The sequence below is a fragment of the Dehalococcoidia bacterium genome (assembly GCA_025054935.1).
GTDB lineage: Bacteria > Chloroflexota > Dehalococcoidia > SpSt-223 > SpSt-223 > JANWZD01.
The window spans coordinates 18300-33091 of sequence record JANWZD010000015.1; the positions used below are offsets into that span (position 1 = coordinate 18300).

The 14792-nt window shown below is 67.4% G+C and carries 15 protein-coding genes; 1 reads left to right on the plus strand and 14 read right to left on the minus strand.

Translation table 11 applies throughout. The annotated features are described in order from the left end of the window. Positions 1–39: 39 nt before the first annotated feature. The 4 genes from NZ773_14055 to zwf are packed head-to-tail and all read right to left on the minus strand — an operon-like array spanning position 40 to position 4195. On the minus strand, positions 40–780 hold the full coding sequence (locus tag NZ773_14055) for a CPBP family intramembrane metalloprotease (protein ID MCS6803049.1): 741 nt from the start codon (positions 778–780) through the stop codon (positions 40–42). A gap of 10 nt (positions 781–790) precedes the next feature. Beyond that, a complete protein-coding gene (pgl, locus tag NZ773_14060; GenBank protein MCS6803050.1) occupies positions 791–1570 on the minus strand; it encodes a 6-phosphogluconolactonase in 780 nt (259 codons plus the stop codon). Next, positions 1567–2640, minus strand: coding sequence for a glucose-6-phosphate dehydrogenase assembly protein OpcA (locus tag NZ773_14065; GenBank protein ID MCS6803051.1), 1074 nt, complete (start codon positions 2638–2640; stop codon positions 1567–1569). Before NZ773_14065 ends, pgl begins: the two co-directional genes overlap by 4 nt. 10 nt (positions 2641–2650) lie before the next feature. Then, positions 2651–4195: a glucose-6-phosphate dehydrogenase gene (gene zwf, locus NZ773_14070; protein MCS6803052.1), complete on the minus strand. Its 1545-nt coding sequence runs from the start codon at positions 4193–4195 to the stop codon at positions 2651–2653. Between the two features lie 69 nt (positions 4196–4264). Between zwf and NZ773_14075 the strand changes: the two genes are divergently transcribed. Beyond that, on the plus strand, positions 4265–5230 hold the full coding sequence (locus NZ773_14075) for an NAD(P)-dependent oxidoreductase (GenBank protein MCS6803053.1): 966 nt from the start codon (positions 4265–4267) through the stop codon (positions 5228–5230). A gap of 17 nt (positions 5231–5247) precedes the next feature. Here NZ773_14075 and NZ773_14080 read toward each other — a convergent pair whose 3' ends face one another. From NZ773_14080 to NZ773_14125, 10 genes are all read right to left on the minus strand, one after another. Then, positions 5248–5604: an EthD domain-containing protein gene (locus NZ773_14080; protein MCS6803054.1), complete on the minus strand. Its 357-nt coding sequence runs from the start codon at positions 5602–5604 to the stop codon at positions 5248–5250. Beyond that, entirely contained in the window at positions 5601–6152 is a 552-nt protein-coding gene (locus NZ773_14085; GenBank protein ID MCS6803055.1) for a hypothetical protein, read from the minus strand. Before NZ773_14085 ends, NZ773_14080 begins: the two co-directional genes overlap by 4 nt. Before the next feature lie 131 nt (positions 6153–6283). Next, positions 6284–7165, minus strand: coding sequence for a VOC family protein (locus tag NZ773_14090; GenBank protein ID MCS6803056.1), 882 nt, complete (start codon positions 7163–7165; stop codon positions 6284–6286). 406 nt (positions 7166–7571) lie between these two features. Then, a complete protein-coding gene (locus NZ773_14095; GenBank protein MCS6803057.1) occupies positions 7572–8096 on the minus strand; it encodes an NUDIX hydrolase in 525 nt (174 codons plus the stop codon). Then, entirely contained in the window at positions 8093–10012 is a 1920-nt protein-coding gene (locus NZ773_14100; protein ID MCS6803058.1) for a VWA domain-containing protein, read from the minus strand. The genes NZ773_14095 and NZ773_14100 overlap by 4 nt, the downstream gene beginning before the upstream one ends. Positions 10013–10018: 6 nt before the next feature. Then, positions 10019–10834: a CbbQ/NirQ/NorQ/GpvN family protein gene (locus NZ773_14105; GenBank protein ID MCS6803059.1), complete on the minus strand. Its 816-nt coding sequence runs from the start codon at positions 10832–10834 to the stop codon at positions 10019–10021. A 34-nt stretch (positions 10835–10868) separates the two neighbouring features. Beyond that, the gene (locus NZ773_14110) at positions 10869–11162 is read right to left on the minus strand and encodes a hypothetical protein (GenBank protein MCS6803060.1); all 294 of its coding nucleotides are present in this window, start codon (positions 11160–11162) and stop codon (positions 10869–10871) included. 200 nt (positions 11163–11362) lie between these two features. Then, positions 11363–12517, minus strand: a complete 1155-nt coding sequence (locus NZ773_14115; GenBank protein MCS6803061.1) for an OpgC domain-containing protein — start codon at positions 12515–12517, stop codon at positions 11363–11365. A 206-nt stretch (positions 12518–12723) separates the two neighbouring features. Beyond that, positions 12724–13815 carry an LLM class flavin-dependent oxidoreductase gene (locus tag NZ773_14120; GenBank protein MCS6803062.1) on the minus strand — a complete coding sequence of 364 codons (1092 nt, stop codon included), beginning with the start codon at positions 13813–13815 and terminating at the stop codon, positions 12724–12726. A gap of 79 nt (positions 13816–13894) precedes the next feature. Continuing rightward, positions 13895–14494, minus strand: a complete 600-nt coding sequence (locus tag NZ773_14125; protein ID MCS6803063.1) for an SIS domain-containing protein — start codon at positions 14492–14494, stop codon at positions 13895–13897. Positions 14495–14792 lie beyond the last annotated feature (298 nt).

Genomic DNA, 14792 nt, shown 5'->3' on the forward strand with positions numbered 1-14792 from the left:
ACGCGCCAGCATCCGATTGTATCAGTTTTGCCTGCCGCTCTAGCGTGCCAGCAGGAGCAGGGCAGTGGCGTAGGCATTGGCGACAGCATGCCCGACCAGCGGCGGAAGCAGCGAGCCAGAAGCGGCGCGCAGCCATGTTAGGAGGCCGCCCAGCAGCAGCACTTGACCGAGCGCGAGGAGGTCGTTGCCGTACGTTCCAGCATGGACGAGGGCAAAGATGCCGGTCGTCAGCGCCCAAGCCGTCCTCGTTCCCCAGCGGGGGGCAAGAGCGCCATAGAGTGCGCCGCGGTAAACCAGCTCTTCGACCGGCGGCGCGACGATCACAACCGCGACTGCCATCAGGAGGGTGTCGAGGCTGCTGCTGACGAGGGAGACAAGCTGCGGCGGAACGATCGGCTGCCCCGCACTGAGCAGCGCGAGATCGATCGCGAGCGCGAGGGCAAGCGCCGCTGCGGCTGCGCGCCAGAGCGGCAGCCGACTCGGCACCAATCCGAGCGCCCGTCGCGGTTCAGGCCAGCTGCGCGCGAAGACCCCGAGCGCCGCGAGCGTCAGCGCGCCTCCGACGATGCTGATCGCGCCGACGGTCGCGCCGTGACGCGGTGCGGCAGTGCCCGCTTCCACCATGAGGCTGAGGAGCGGCGCGACCAGCACAAAGGCGGCAAGCGGCGCGAGGGCAAGGTGGACGAGCAGGAGGATCGCCGCCCCCGCGAGCGGCACGCCGGGAGGCGCCGCTTCTCTCGGCGCTCGCTCGGGCGGTCCTTCCGCTGCTGCCGTCGCCATAGCGGAGCGCTTATCGATCCTGAGGGAGGAGCGCCGCCGCCTCCTCGTCGAGCAGCCAGAGCGGCAGCGTCGCTCCGCCGTAGATCAGCTGCGCCGGCCAGAGGTCAGGCTGCCAAGGGCCGCAGAGGACATTCCGCACCGCCGCAGCTTTGCTCTTCCCGGCCACGAGGAAGATCCGCTCGCGCGCGGCGTTGATCAGGCGGGGCGTGAAAGTCAGCCGCCGCACGTCGGGCGACGACCCAGCCGTGCCGGGCGAGGGCGGGTCGCCGTCGACGACGAGCCGGTCGCCGGAACGGAGCTGCCGGGAGCGAGGAAAGAGCGAGGCGGTATGCCCGTCTTCGCCAAGCCCGAGCAGGATGACGTCAAAGACGGGAATGCCTGCCGGCGTGCCGAAGACGTGTCGGAGCGTCGCTTCATAGGCAGCGGCGGCCGCGGCGAGGTCGGTCTGGTCGGCAGGCATGCGGTAGACCGAATGCGGCGGGATCGGCACGTGGGCGAGGAGCGTTTCGACAGCCATTCGGTAATTACTCGCCGGGTGGTCGGGCGGCACTGCGCGCTCGTCGCTCCAGAACACCTCGACCTTCGACCAGTCGATCTGAGAGCGGAAGGGCTCGCAAACGAGCCCTTCGTAGGTAGCGCGCGGCGTGCTGCCGCCGGCGAGGGCAATCCGGAAAACCCCCATCGCGTCGACCGCGGCGTGGGCGAGGTGGGCAATCCGCTGCGCCGCGGCAGAGGCGAGCTCTGCCGGCGTTTTCACGACCACGATGGTGCCGCGGCGGGCGAGGCTCATCGGCGCGCGAGCAGCGCGGCAACACGCAGCGCTGCCTCCCAGTCCGGGTCTCGGCCGCGGCGCAGCAAGGCGGAGGCGAGCAGCGCCCCGTCATCGGGAATGACCAGCCGCTCGTGACGCGCGATACTCGGCGCGCCCGCACGCGCAATGCGCGCGTCGGCGTTCGTGTCGCCCGCGGTGATGACGAGGTGCGCGTCTCCCGCCTCGACGGCGAGCTGCCGCAGGCCGGGCGGGCCGTTCTCCGAAACGAAGGTGAGCGCCACTTCCCCGCCCGGCCGCACGAGGGAGCGGCGACTCCGGTCGCCGCCGCTTGATGGCAGCGCCGCGTGCCAGCCGAGGGCGGCAGCGAGCCAGCCGACGAGCAGGAGCGCCTCGACAGGCGCCCCGGCATCGCTGACGGTGAGGGCGCGGATCTCCCCGATGGCGGTCGCGAGCGGCGGCAGGTCGAAGAGGGCGGCGACAAGATCGCGCCACGGGCGAAGCCGTCCCCAGGCGAGGTCCGTGATGGGCGGGCCGGTGGCGAGCAGGTCTGCGAGAGGACCTACTCCTTCCTCGCCGAGCGCGGCTGAATCCACTACGAACTGGTCGGCGAAGGCGAGCAGCTCGATGAACGTCGACTCGCCAAAGGGGGGAAGCCCAGCCCACCAGATGATGACCGGGAGGTCGGCCTCAAGGACCGGCGCGATTAGTTCGACAAGGTGACGCGCAGCGTTTCCCCCTGCCTCGACCTCCACCGTCTCGTAGACGACGGGGCATTCGCTCCCTTCCTCGAGGCGGCAGCGCACAGCGATCTGGGCACGCACCTCATCAGCAGCAGCGGGGTCGAGCCGCACGCGCGCCAACCGCGACGGATGGACCCGGCCGAGCGTGCCGAGCAGGCGGTCGGCAGTTGCAGCCGAGCGGGGGTCGCTCGAGATAGCGACAAGGTTGAGCATGCGCGCCCGCGCTGCCGCGCCTACTCCCAGCGTTCGGGTGGTCTGGCGCGTCAGCTCTGCGAGCGCCTCTTCGACGCCGAGGGTCGAGGCGAATGGCTGTGCCCAGCTCGCTGCGCAGGAGTTCTGGTCGGGCATCGGCGCTCTCCTACAGTCGCCGCCACGCACGGCCGTCGGCGGCGATCAAAGCGTCTGCTGCCGCCGGTCCCCACTTGCCGGCTGGGTAGGGATGGACCGCCAGCGCCGGATCATCGTGCTGGCGGGCGAGGACGGCATCGTAAATACGCCACATCATCTCGATCTCGTCGCGCCGCGCGAACAGGGTCGAATCGCCGAGCAGACAGTCGTAGATCAGCCGCTCGTAGGCCTCCGGGGGATCGATGTCGAACGAGGCGCGGTAGAGAAAGTCCATCGCGACGTTCTGAAGGCGCAGCGCGGGGCCGGGCTGCTTGGCAACGAAGCGGAGCGACATCCCTTCGTTCGGCTGGATGCGCAGGGCGAGCACATTCGGCGCGGGCTCTTCGCCCGGCGTCCGAAAGAACTGGCGCGGCGGGCGCTTGAACTGGATGGCGATTTCGGTCACCCGCTTCGGCAGCCGCTTTCCGTGGCGGAGGTAGAACGGCACGCCTGCCCAGCGCCAGTTGTCGATTGTCAAGCGGAGGGCGACATACGTCTCCGTGGCGGAGTCGGGCGCGACGCCGGGCTCCTCGCGATAGCCGGGCACTGCCTGGCCGCCGGGCCAGCCGGCAGTGTACTGCCCGCGCACGACGGCCCGAAACTGCGCTGGCCCGATCGGCTCGATCGCTCGCAGCAGCTTCACCTTTTCGTCCCGAACCGAGTCTGCGTCGAGGTCAACGGGGGGCTCCATCCCGACCAGCGCCACCAGCTGCATCATATGAGTAGCGACCATGTCGCGCAGCGCGCCCGCCTCCTCGTAGTAGGAAGCGCGCGAACCGATCCCGACCGTTTCCGCCACCGTGATCTGGCAATGGTCGATATACCGCCGGTTCCAGATCGGCTCGAGGATGCCGTTGCCGAAGCGCAGCACGAGGATGTTCTGGACGGTCTCTTTGCCGAGGTAATGGTCGATCCGATAGACCTGATGTTCGCGGAAGAACCGCAGGATCGTTTGGTTGAGGGCGCTCGCGCTCGCGAGGTCGTGGCCGAACGGCTTTTCGACGATGATCCGGGCGAACCGGCCGTTCTCGCGCGCTAGTCCTGCCTCGCCCAGCCGCTCGACGATCACGGGGAAGAGGCTCGGCGGCACTGCCAGGTAGTACACCCGATTGCCTTGGGTCCCTCGCTCGCGGTCTGTCTCTGCGAGGAAGCGGGCGAGGGTGCTGTAGCTGTCCGCGTCGTCAAACGACATCGGGCAGTAGCGGATCAGCTCGGCGAAGCGTGGCCAGCGCGAGTCGTCAAGCGGCCGGCGCGAATAGGCCGCGATCGACTCGCGTGTCTGGGCCCGAAAGGCGTCGTCGCTCTGCTGCCGCCGTCCTACGCCGACGATCGCGAAGGCAGGGGGCAAGAGACCGTCGAGGGCGAGGTTGTAGAGCGCGGGCAGCAGCTTGCGGTGAGCGAGGTCGCCTGTCGCTCCGAAGATAACAAGCGCGGCGGGGGGCGGCAGGCGCTCAGCGTGATCACCTGACCGCAAGGGGGTGTTGGCCATCCCATCCTTCCGCATCTGCAGCAGCATCGAGATTGTAGGGGGGCGGTGAGCCGGCGTGACAGGGCGGGGTACTATTTCTGGGGAGGAGATCGCCCTATGCAGCCGACTGACCGCGCCGCTGGGCCGCTTCGGGTGGCGCTGACGGGGGGTGCCACCGAGCTCGGCCTTGTCGTGACCGAGAAGCTTGCTCGCGCCGGGATTGAGGTGAGCGCGATCGTGCGCCACGGGTGGCATCTCAATCGGGTCAAGCGCGCGGGCGGACGGCCTGTTGAAGCAGACACCACGCGAGCGGGAGCGCTGGCAGCGGCGTTCCGCGGCGCGGCGGTTGTCCTCCACCTCTCCCCGCAAGTGACCAACACCCTGCTTCACGACGGCCGCGCTTGGCGGGGCTGGAGGCGACGGCTGCCGCTCGAGGCGAGTGCGGTGGTCGACGCCGCGCGCGCCGCCGGCGTGCCGTATCTGGTTGTCGGCAGTTACGCTGCGCTCTACGGCGAGGCACGCGATGCGACGGAAGAGACGCCCATCGCCCCGCCGGACGACCCCGTCTTTGCCGCTGCTGCCGAAGCAGAGCGCATCGTTCAAGCCGGCGGCGTGCCGTCGTGCCTTGTCCGGCTTGGCTTCCTCTACGGACCGCAGTCGAAGGACCTGTCGCGCTATGTCACCTCATTCCAGCTGTTCCGGCCCTACTATGCGGGCCCGGAGGACACGCTGGGCAACTGGGTGCATTTTGAGGATGCCGCTGATGCGCTGCTGCGGATCGTCGAACGGCGGCCGGCAGCGCCGATCCTCAATGTCGTTGATGGCCACCCCGTGAACTTCGGGACGGTGATCGACCGCTTCGCTGCGCTGATGGGCTTTCGTCGGCCCGGCCACCTGCCGCTAGCGCTGCGCCGGGTCTATCAATTTTTCATCTGGCGGCCGCAGCAGGTGCTGCTCGACACGACGACGACGGTCCGCAACGACCTCGCGCGCGCCCTGCTCGGCTGGGCGCCGCGCTTCCCGAGCTACGAGGACGGGCTGCAGCAGACGGTGGCCGTCTGGCGCGAGCGCGGCCGGCCGTGACGTAAGCCAGAAAGGCGTCAGTTCCGCGTCACCTCTTCAACTGCGCACAGAACGTAGAACTTGAAGTCGCTTCGCCCTTTCGGCCCGCGCTCCTCCGGGATGGGGTGCTGCTCGAACCACTCGCGGTACTTCCGATAGTGGTCGAGGTCGCGGTAGTGCATCTCCGCGACGCGGTACAGCTTCACCGTCTGCTCAACCTCCGCCGCGCCGCCGCTCGTCGTCGTCACCGGCGCCAGAACAGTATTGAAGACGATCTTCTCGATATACGGGTTGGCGAGGATGTCGGGAACATGCACCTCCCACAGCCAGCGGTCGTACTCCTCGGGGGTGACGCCAGGCATTAAGTCGTACCCGACGAGCGCTTTCACCGTCATCGGACCTCCCAGGTGTAGCTTTCTGGCCCGCCCGCGAATCCTTCTGCCCGCACCTGCAGCGGCTGGATGTGCACGCCGATGAGCTCGGCGACGATATTCGCGCGGTCACGCACTGGGGCGAGCGTGCGGCCCTCCGCCAGATTGATCGCCGTCTGTCGCTCAAACCGCTCGACCAGTTCCTCATCGCTCAAAAAGTGAGCAATCCCGCGCAGGAAGACGACCCGCGGCACCTGCACCTGCCAGTCGTAGACATGCGGCCGAAGGTTGCGGTTGCTCCGGTGCGGCGGCCCAACCCAAACAATCTCGGTCTGGGGCCGGCGCCGCCAATGGGCGAGCCGTTTATGCACCTTCCGCTGGATGAGATCGACGGACCAGTCGTCGTTGATCGGCGCCACCATCGTTCGCCCGACTGGAAAGCCGGCGCGATTGATCGTGAACACCTGCGCGAAGCCGGCTTCCTCACGCAGGAACCGCATCACCCGCCGCTGGATCTCTTCGAGGGGCGGCGGCGCGGCGCCGCCAGCACGCTCGTTCGGTTGAAACTGCATCGCTTCCCCTCCTCAGAAATGGGCAGTGGCATAGCGAGCTGCCCGAAGCGGGCAGCTGCCAGCGCAAGCAGAAGAGCAGCGCAAGGTGCCACGACGGCGCTCCGTCCGGGCAGGGAGGGCGCGCCCCTCCCCTACCCGACCACGTCGAAGGCGGCGCCGTGAGCATCGGCAGGGTCGATGGTGAAGCACGGGCGGCCATCGTCGCGCGGCACAATCGGGGAGACCCGCACCCCGCGCTCGGCAAGGAAGCGGCGCGCGGCGTCCAGGTCGCTCGCCTCGAGCGTCAGAAGAAACGGTCCCGGCCCGCGCCTCTCGAGCATCTCGCGCGCCGTCCCGTTTCCGGTCGGCTCAACGAGCGCGATTTCTCCATCGCCCGTCGTGATCAGCCGCGCCCGCCCGCCGAGCCGCGGCGCGGCGAACGCCGGCCCGGCGGTCAGCTCGTAGCGGCGCTGATATTCGGCGGCGACGGCGTCGACATCCGGCACGGCGAGCGTGATGCGCGCAACGCGGCGGACGGGCAGCTGGGGCGGCGCGAAGAACCCCGCCCGTTCGAGGTCGGGGAGGCGCTCCGCCTCAGGCGGCCACTGGATGAGGAAGGGATACACGCGCTGCTCGTGGGGGAGCATCGCGAACATCCGCCAGCGTACGGTCACGCCGTCGTCGCGCAGGCGCTGATGCTCGGCGGGCGGGCTGTGCGGCACTTGACGCTCCGTCAGCCGCCGGTGGTCGCCGTCGAGGTCATCCGTGCCGACCGCAAACCGCCAGATCCCTCCGCCCTGCGCCAGCCAGTCGAAGAATGCCGGATTGCCCTCCGCCCGCACTTTCGCCTCGTCATAAGCGCCGAACAGCTCAAGGTAGTTGAGCGAGCCCGGGAAATGAACGAGGCCGTTGTGGGTGCCGCGCGGATGCCGTCCGCCGTAGCGGCAGTTCAGCCCAAGCCGCTCGCGGTAGTCGGCGATCGCCGCCGGCACGTCAGCGACGATCAGCATCGTGTGGTCGACGCGGGTGATCATCTCTTCCCTACTGTAGCGCGGTGTAACTGTGATGGTTCGGCATGATACGCGCTCTGCGCGCGCGGCGATAGGGGCGCCGATCTCGGTCTCTGCCGATGGTCAGCCGATGCCGGCCGCGCCCGGACGGGGAGCTGTGCAGCAAGAGCGCGCTGGTCAGACTGAGCGGCGGCGAGGCTGGCCGCAGTCAACGCCGACCAGCTTCCGCCCCCCTGCAGCGGCTGGACGACCGCTGACGCGCTCAGGCCGAGGGCTGGCGCTCCTTGGGCGCGGCAGTCGTATCGCGCAAAAGCTCCCCTCTTCCTCGGCGGCGTTTCGGAGAGCAGGGGCATGGAGCCGGGAATGTACCGTCGCGCTGCGGCTCGTCTCACCGCGCAGAGCAGCGGCGCAAGGGAGAGTACGCCTCGCCTTACGAGGTTGAGGGGGCGGTCGAGGGGTCCCGACGGCCCAGCCACTCTTCGAGAGCCCAGCGGTGGCTAGGAAACGCGAGCTCGTCCCAGGGGATTTCTTCAGGCAGAAACTGCCCGACTTCGAGGGTCTCGTGGCTCGTGGCGGCGGGCGTGCCTCCCGTCACTTCGGCGAGGTAGAGCACGTTAATCACGCCTGCCTCGACGCGGGTGTAGACATTCAGCAGCCGCGACACGGCAATTTCGAGGCCGGTCTCCTCGAGCGTTTCGCGGGCAGCGCCGGCCTCGAGCGTTTCGCCAAGCTCGAGGAACCCTGCCGGCAGGCCCCATTTCCCTTTCTGCGGCTCAACCCCGCGCCGGACGAGGACGACGCGGCCATCGTGGACGACCACCGCGCCGACGACAATCTTCGGGTTCTGGTAGTGGATCGCGCCGCAGTCGTCGCACACCAAGCGGGGGCGCGTGTCGCCGGGAGGCACTCGCTCCCGCAGCTTGCCGCCGCAATCAGGACAAAATCGCGCGGTCATCGGGCGGTGAGACGGCGGTAGAGTTCGGGCAAGCGGTGGGGCAGCCGCTCGACATGGTCGAGGATGGTATAGCCCGTCTCGCCGAACATCTGGGGCAAATACTCGCGGGCACGGGAGTCGATCGTCAAGCAGAACGTCCGGATGCCGCGCAGGCGCGCCTCGACGAGCGCTTGCCGCGTGTCTTCGATCGCGTAGCGTCCGGTGTAGCCGTCGAAGTCGTTCGGCTTGCCATCCGAGAGCAGGATAAGCAGCTTCACGCGGGCATCGAGCTGGTCGAGCTTGCGCGCAAGATGACGGATCGGCGGCCCCATCCGCGTGTAGCTGTAGGGGTTCATTCCCCCGATCCGCAGCCGAACGTCGTTGGTATAGGGCTCGTGAAAGTCTTTGATGATGAAGAAGTCGCACTGTTTGCGGGTCGAGCTGGAGAAGCCGTAGATGGCGTAGCGGTCGTTCAGCAGCTGCAGCGCCTCGCAGATCAGGACGAGCGACTCGCGCTCGATATCGACGATGCGCTGCTGGTTCACCCAGCCCCCCGCTGATCCGGAGAGGTCGACGAGGAAGGCGACGGCAATATCGCGACGGTTGGCATGGCGTGCGATATACAGCGCCTCGGAAGGGGTGACGCCGGCAGAGAGGTCGGCGTAGGCCTCGACGACGCTGTCGAGGTCGATCTCTTCGCCGTCTGGCTGTCTGGGCAGCCGGCGGTATTCTGGGCGCAGGGCGTCGAACTGCCGCTTGATTGTCGCGATCAGCTGGCGATGTTTGTGGAGAACGCCGTCGACATACTCGGGCGGCCCCGGCGCGACAACGCGCTCGCGGAGCGCGCACCACCGCGGCTTGTACGCGCTGCGCTGATAGTCCCACTCGTCGTAGACGGCCGCTCCCTCGCGTTCGGCCTCGCTGAGCGCGACCTCGGTCGCGAACCGCTTCGGCGCAAGGTCGAGCCAAATCGTCGCCTCTTCTCCCTCCTGCCCGACCACCGTGTCGTTCGCAGGCTGGTCGCGGATCACGACTTTCGAAGGAGCGGCATCGAGTTCATCGGTCATGCGTGTCTTGAGGACCTGACCGTTCTGGCTGACATACTCGACAACCACGTCGGGCGGGCGGACGATGGGGGCTTCGCGCCGCCGGCGCTCCTCGAGCACCGAGGCGGCCAGTTCGAGGCGCAGCACGCCCCGAAAATGAACGGGGGGCAGGGGGTGAAAGCGGCCGCCCAGCCGCTCGATGCGATGGAAGAGGTAGGTAGCGACGCGCACCGAGTCGGTAGCGGTGGCGTTGCCGGCGAGCATCTCCTCGAGGACAAGCGCAGCGTCGGTGAGCACGTCGCCGATCTTGCGCGGGAGGTCTGCCGGCCACGCTCCTGCCAATGACCAGCGGATGAGCCCCTCCGTCGCCAAGGCGCGCGGGGGGAGACCGTTCAGCGGCGGCCGCTTGGCGGCCGCATCGGCCTTGGCGAGAGCAAAATCGGCGGCCATGCCGCGAAACTGTCGGCACAGCGACGTCTCGATCCGAACGCTTTCCACAAGGTGATATAGCTCGATGGCGAGCACGGGGTCGGCGAGGGTGACGAAGCTGTTGGGCGCTTCGAAGGTGCCGCCGCTGATCTGCGCCCACTGGTGCGCGACCATCAGCTTATAGAGCCGGAAGTCGCTCTCTAGGTCGGGGAATTCAGCAAGCGCTGGAGGCAGGTAGATCGTGGCGCTGTCGGTGAAGGGGCTGGGGTCGTTCGGCCGCGCCGCTTTGAGCGGGACCGGCGCGCCGGCAAGGCCGATGGCGAAGAGGGTGAGCACCTTTTCGACGGCGGTGAAGGGGAGCGCAGGAAATGCCGGCGCCGCCGAAGGTTTCGGGCGCAGAAACGGCAGCAGCGCGGCGAGCCGGCCAGTTCCGGAAGAGGCGCGGCGGGCGCGACGAACCATCGTCTCCTAAAGCACCGTCGAGATCAGTTCACGGATTGCCCGTTGCATGTCGGCATCGTCGGCAATCGGCCCGACCAGCGCGACATCGCTCGCAGCACGGGGGTCAACGCCGGAGGCGATCAGATGCCCTGCATAGACAAGCAGGCGGGTGCTCGCGGGCTCCTCCAGTCCCTTGTCACGCAAATTGCGGATCTTTTCCGCGATCGTCACGAGGTCTCCCGCGAGCTGGCGGTCGATCCCCGTCTCGTGACAAATCACTTCAATTTCGAGCTCGCGCGGGAGAAAGTTGAATTCAATGGCGAGAAAGCGCTGGCGCGTCGAATGCTTCAGGTTTTTCAGCAAGCTCTGGTAGCCCGGATTATAGGAGATGACCAGCATAAACTCGGGCGGCGCTTCGATCACCTCGCCCAGCTTTTCGATCGACAGCATCCGGCGGTCATCGGTCAAGGGGTGGATGACGACGGTCGTGTCTTTACGCGCTTCGACAATCTCGTCAAGGTAGCAGATCGCGCCGTGGCGGACGGCTTCGGTGAGCGGACCATCAACCCAGACGGTCTCGCCGCCTTTGATCAGATAGCGGCCGACGAGGTCAGAAGCGGTCAGGTCGTCGTGGCAGGCGACGGTGATCAGCGGACGCCCGAGCCGCCACGCCATGTGGCGGACAAAGCGTGTCTTGCCGCAGCCGGTCGGCCCTTTCAGCATCACGGGGAGGCGGTTCTGGTAGGCGGCGGTGAACACCGCGATTTCGTTGCCGACCGGCAGGTAGTAGGGCTCCTCGGTAAACGTATACCGTTCAATCCGCGCTTGACTCAGTTCGGAAATCACGCTCTGCCCCCTGCCTGCTGGCGCGCCCGGGCTACTTCGTGCCCTGATAGAAATCAACGTGCTCAGGAATGCCGGTCAGCGGATTCCATTGTACGCTCTGGAGGATCAGGCGTTGGCGCTTGGCGCCGAGCGTGACGTCAATCGGGTCTCCTGCCGCAACCTCGCGCAGCAGCAGCGTGAGGGCGTGCGTCTCCACTTGGACGGGCGTCGACTCGATGCCCGGGCCGTAGATGTTTGCCGGCGTTTTGCCGGCGCGCCGCAACTGTTTCACTTTCTTGCCAAGGATCGTTCGCGGCTCGAGCGCGAGCGGACCTCTCTGCGCCATCGATTTCCTCGCACCTAGGTGGGACCTCCGCGCGCCGACAGGCGGCGGGGAGAGAACTTTTGGAAACTATCACAGCCCCCGGGAGGCGTCAAGAACGGCCGTTCGCCCTCCTCGCAGCGCCGGCGCGCCTGTGCGGCACGGTCGTGACGCGGCGAATCGGGCGCGGCGCGGGTCAAGGCGCGCTCTGCCGCGTCCGCCGGCTAGACCGCGCCGGCGACAGCGGGCTGGCGCTCCGAGGTGCGGGTTCGCCCCAGCATCCAGTCGATCACGCCGTAGCGCACGAGAGCCCAGATAATCAGCACACAAGCGAGCTGAAGGATGGTGTTGGGAAGGGTGGAGAGGGCATCCTCCGGCCCAAGACGGACCCGGGTCGCTCCGAGGATGACCACAAAGAAGATATGCACGCTGTACGCATCGAGCGCATGCTGGCCGAGGGGGAGAAGGAGCCAGCCGACGCCCGCGTTGATCGGTCGCCAAAAGAGGGTCAGCACGAGGTAGAACAGACCGAAGACGACAAGCAGCGCCAGCACCCGTCCGGGGCGGAGGTCAAACTTATAGAACAGGTCGGCGAGATAGAAGCCGAGCGGTCCGCCCACCGCTTGCCCAAGGGGCACGCTGAGGTGAAAAGCGGCGAGGAGACCGCCGAGGGCGGCGAGCAGCCCGAGGGCGATCGCGGGCACCGGGATTCGCTGCAGCGCTTGGCGCACTCGCTGCTCGTGCCAGCCGAGAGCCAAGCCCATCACGAAAAGCAGCTGCCAGGCCGCGAACGGAAAGGCATCCTGTCGCTCAATCGGCCAGGGGAGCTGAACGAGGTCTGGCCACAATTGATAGGCCGCCCAGAGCAAGGAGCTCGCAGCGAGAACAGCAGCGGTTTGCTTTCGCCGGAAGAAGAGCATCGGCAGCGGCGCGAAGGCAACGGCGAGGGTATAGAACAGCAGCACGTCGGTCAAATAGGCAGACTGATGGAGCGTGAGAATGCCGACGGCCCAAGCAAGGGGGTCGTTGATGGGGAACGCGATCGGCGCGCCGATCGCGAGCGACAGGCCTACCATCGCAAGGGTGAGCCCGACAAAGAGCAGATAGAGCTGCGCTGCGCGGCCGAGGGCGCGGATGCACACTTCCTCGAACCCCCGCCGCTCGGCGAGCGGCCGATAAACTAGGCCCATCACGATCCCCGAGATGAAGACAAACCCTTCGGCCGCCGAGACAATGTAGCGGTTGTTGCCAGTGATAAAGTAGAGCAACGATGGTCCGCTGAGATGGTCGACGACCATCATGAATACGCAATACCCGCGGATAAAATCGAGCCGCAGGTCGCGTTTTCCCGTCGTCTGATAGCGCAGCCAACGCAGCATGCTGTCCTCGGTGCCCCCAACGATTATCGCCCGCCTCGGCCTCGATCGCTACGCTTTGGCAGGACGAGGAACAGCCGAGAAGATGGCGGCGTCGTAGACCATGCGCAGCGCCGAGTCGAGCGGCGCCGGCACATCTCCCTTGGACTACTGTCAGGTGAACCGCCGAGTTTCAGGCCGGAAGTGTCAGGTCGTTGGATCCCGCACCGTCACGAAGCTGCCGGCGCGGTCGAGCGGCCCGCCACGCGCGCTTTCACAGTGTCGAGCGGCACGCCGATTGTCTCCTCAAGCTCAAGCGGCAAGCCGACCATCGTCACGCCGGCATCGAGATGGCTGTCCAGCCACTGCCAAAATGCGGCGAGGGTGTCCGGCTGGCCGCCGGTCACCACGAGATGAGGATAAATCGTCTCTACCATCAACTGCTCAGCGCGGGCGCGGTCGCCGGCAAGGGCCGCCTCACGGACGGCCCGCGCTTCATCGCCGAGGCCCGACACGTCCCACAGCCGGTCGAACTCGGGGTAGACGCAATGATTGATGTAGAAATTCATCGCCCCCTCCCATCGCCGCTGCCGTTCGGGGGTGGTGGGCTCGAACAGGATCGAGGGCTGAGAGACTACCTCGAAGCGTTCAAGCGGTCGGCCGACGCGCGCTGCTCCCCTCCGGACCTGCTCGAGCGCCCAGCGAACGAAGCCCGGCGTGGTCATCTCGAGGATGATGCCATCGGCGAGCATGCCGGCGATTTCGAGCATCCGCGGTCCCGCCGCCGCGATCACGATCGGCGTCCGCCGAGGCGGAAGATCGATCGCCGCTCGCTCAACCTGGATCGCCTTGCCGCTGTAGCGGACCGTCCCGTCAGCATTCCGTGTTACGCCCGGCAGGTCGTCGCCCATCAGCGCGCGGATGATGGTTAGGCTGTCGATCATCCGCGTCGCGGGACGATCGAAGGGAAAGCCGTGCCGTCCTTGAACAATGTTGGGAATACTCGCCCCAAGGCCGAGAATGAAGCGGCCGTTCGACACGGTGTCGATCCAGACGGCGGCAGAGGCGAGCAGGAGCGGACTGCGCGTCGCGTTCGCGACAACGCGCGTGATCAGGTCGACCCGCTCGGTGCGCTGGGCGAGCAGCGTGAGGAGCGGAAAGGGGTCCGACACTGCCCAGTCGGCGACCGAGACGACATCAAAGCCTGCGCGCTCGGCTTCCGCGGCGCGGTGCAAGACTGCGTCAATGTCGGTCGGCTGGCGCGGCGTCGGCATGGGGGTTGCCATCACCACGAAGCGCACCCGCGGCGCGATTTGGGCCATCTCTCTCACCTCCGCGCAACGTGCCCGGGATGTTCTCGTCGGTTCACGGGAGGGCGCGCGCGAGCGGCGCCCGCAGGGATCATCGTGCTGCAGACTCCCACTTCATCGGAGCCGCTTGCACCGCTGGATGGCAGACGAGCAGGTGCCAGATCACTGCTTGGAAAGCTTCCGTATGGGGAGTGACGGTGGCAGGGTTGACAGTCGGAATGATGACGCAGGCGTCGGCGACGCGGGCAGTGTAGCCGCCGTCTCGGCCGACGACGCCGGCGATCGTGGCGCCGACGGCGCGAGCATAGTCGAGTGCGCGCACGAGGTTCGGGCTGATATTCCGCTCAAGGTCGCCGCCGCCGACCGAGAAGACGAGGATCATATCCTCCCGGCGCAAGCGGCTTCCGGCGAGCCAGTGCGCGTACACTGTTTCCCAGCCGTCATCGTTGATCCGAGCGGTCAGTTCGGTGACGTTATCGCTCGGCGCGTACGCCTCTATCCCAGCGATCTTGCGGAAATCGGAGACTGCATGCGACGCGTGGCCGGCGCCGCCGCCGACCCCGAGCACGAAGAGCCGACCGCCGCGCGCGCGGGTCTGAACAAGGAGGTCGGCGATCGCTTCAATCGGCGTCGGGTCGAGCTGCTCGAGGATCTGGATCGCCTCACGCAGATAGCTAGCGGCGTGTCCCACTCCGTTTCCTCTCCTCATCGTGGTGTCAGGCGCGCTGCCGGAGTGTAGCAGGGCACCTCGCAGGAGGACAGGGCTGTTGGCGCACCGCGCTCTGTGGCCGTTCTCCGGTGGGAGACGACAGCGCGCCGCTCCTCGCTCCCGAGAGGCGGCTCGGCGAGGAGCCGCCTGATTGGCGGTGCCCTCGAAAAGCGCCGCAGGCGGGTCATTGTCGGTGAGCGCCAGCCCATCGCCGCTGAGCGGCAGGAGCCCCGCTCCCGTGGCGCCTGTTGGCATCCCTGTCCCCGCTGACGGGATACAC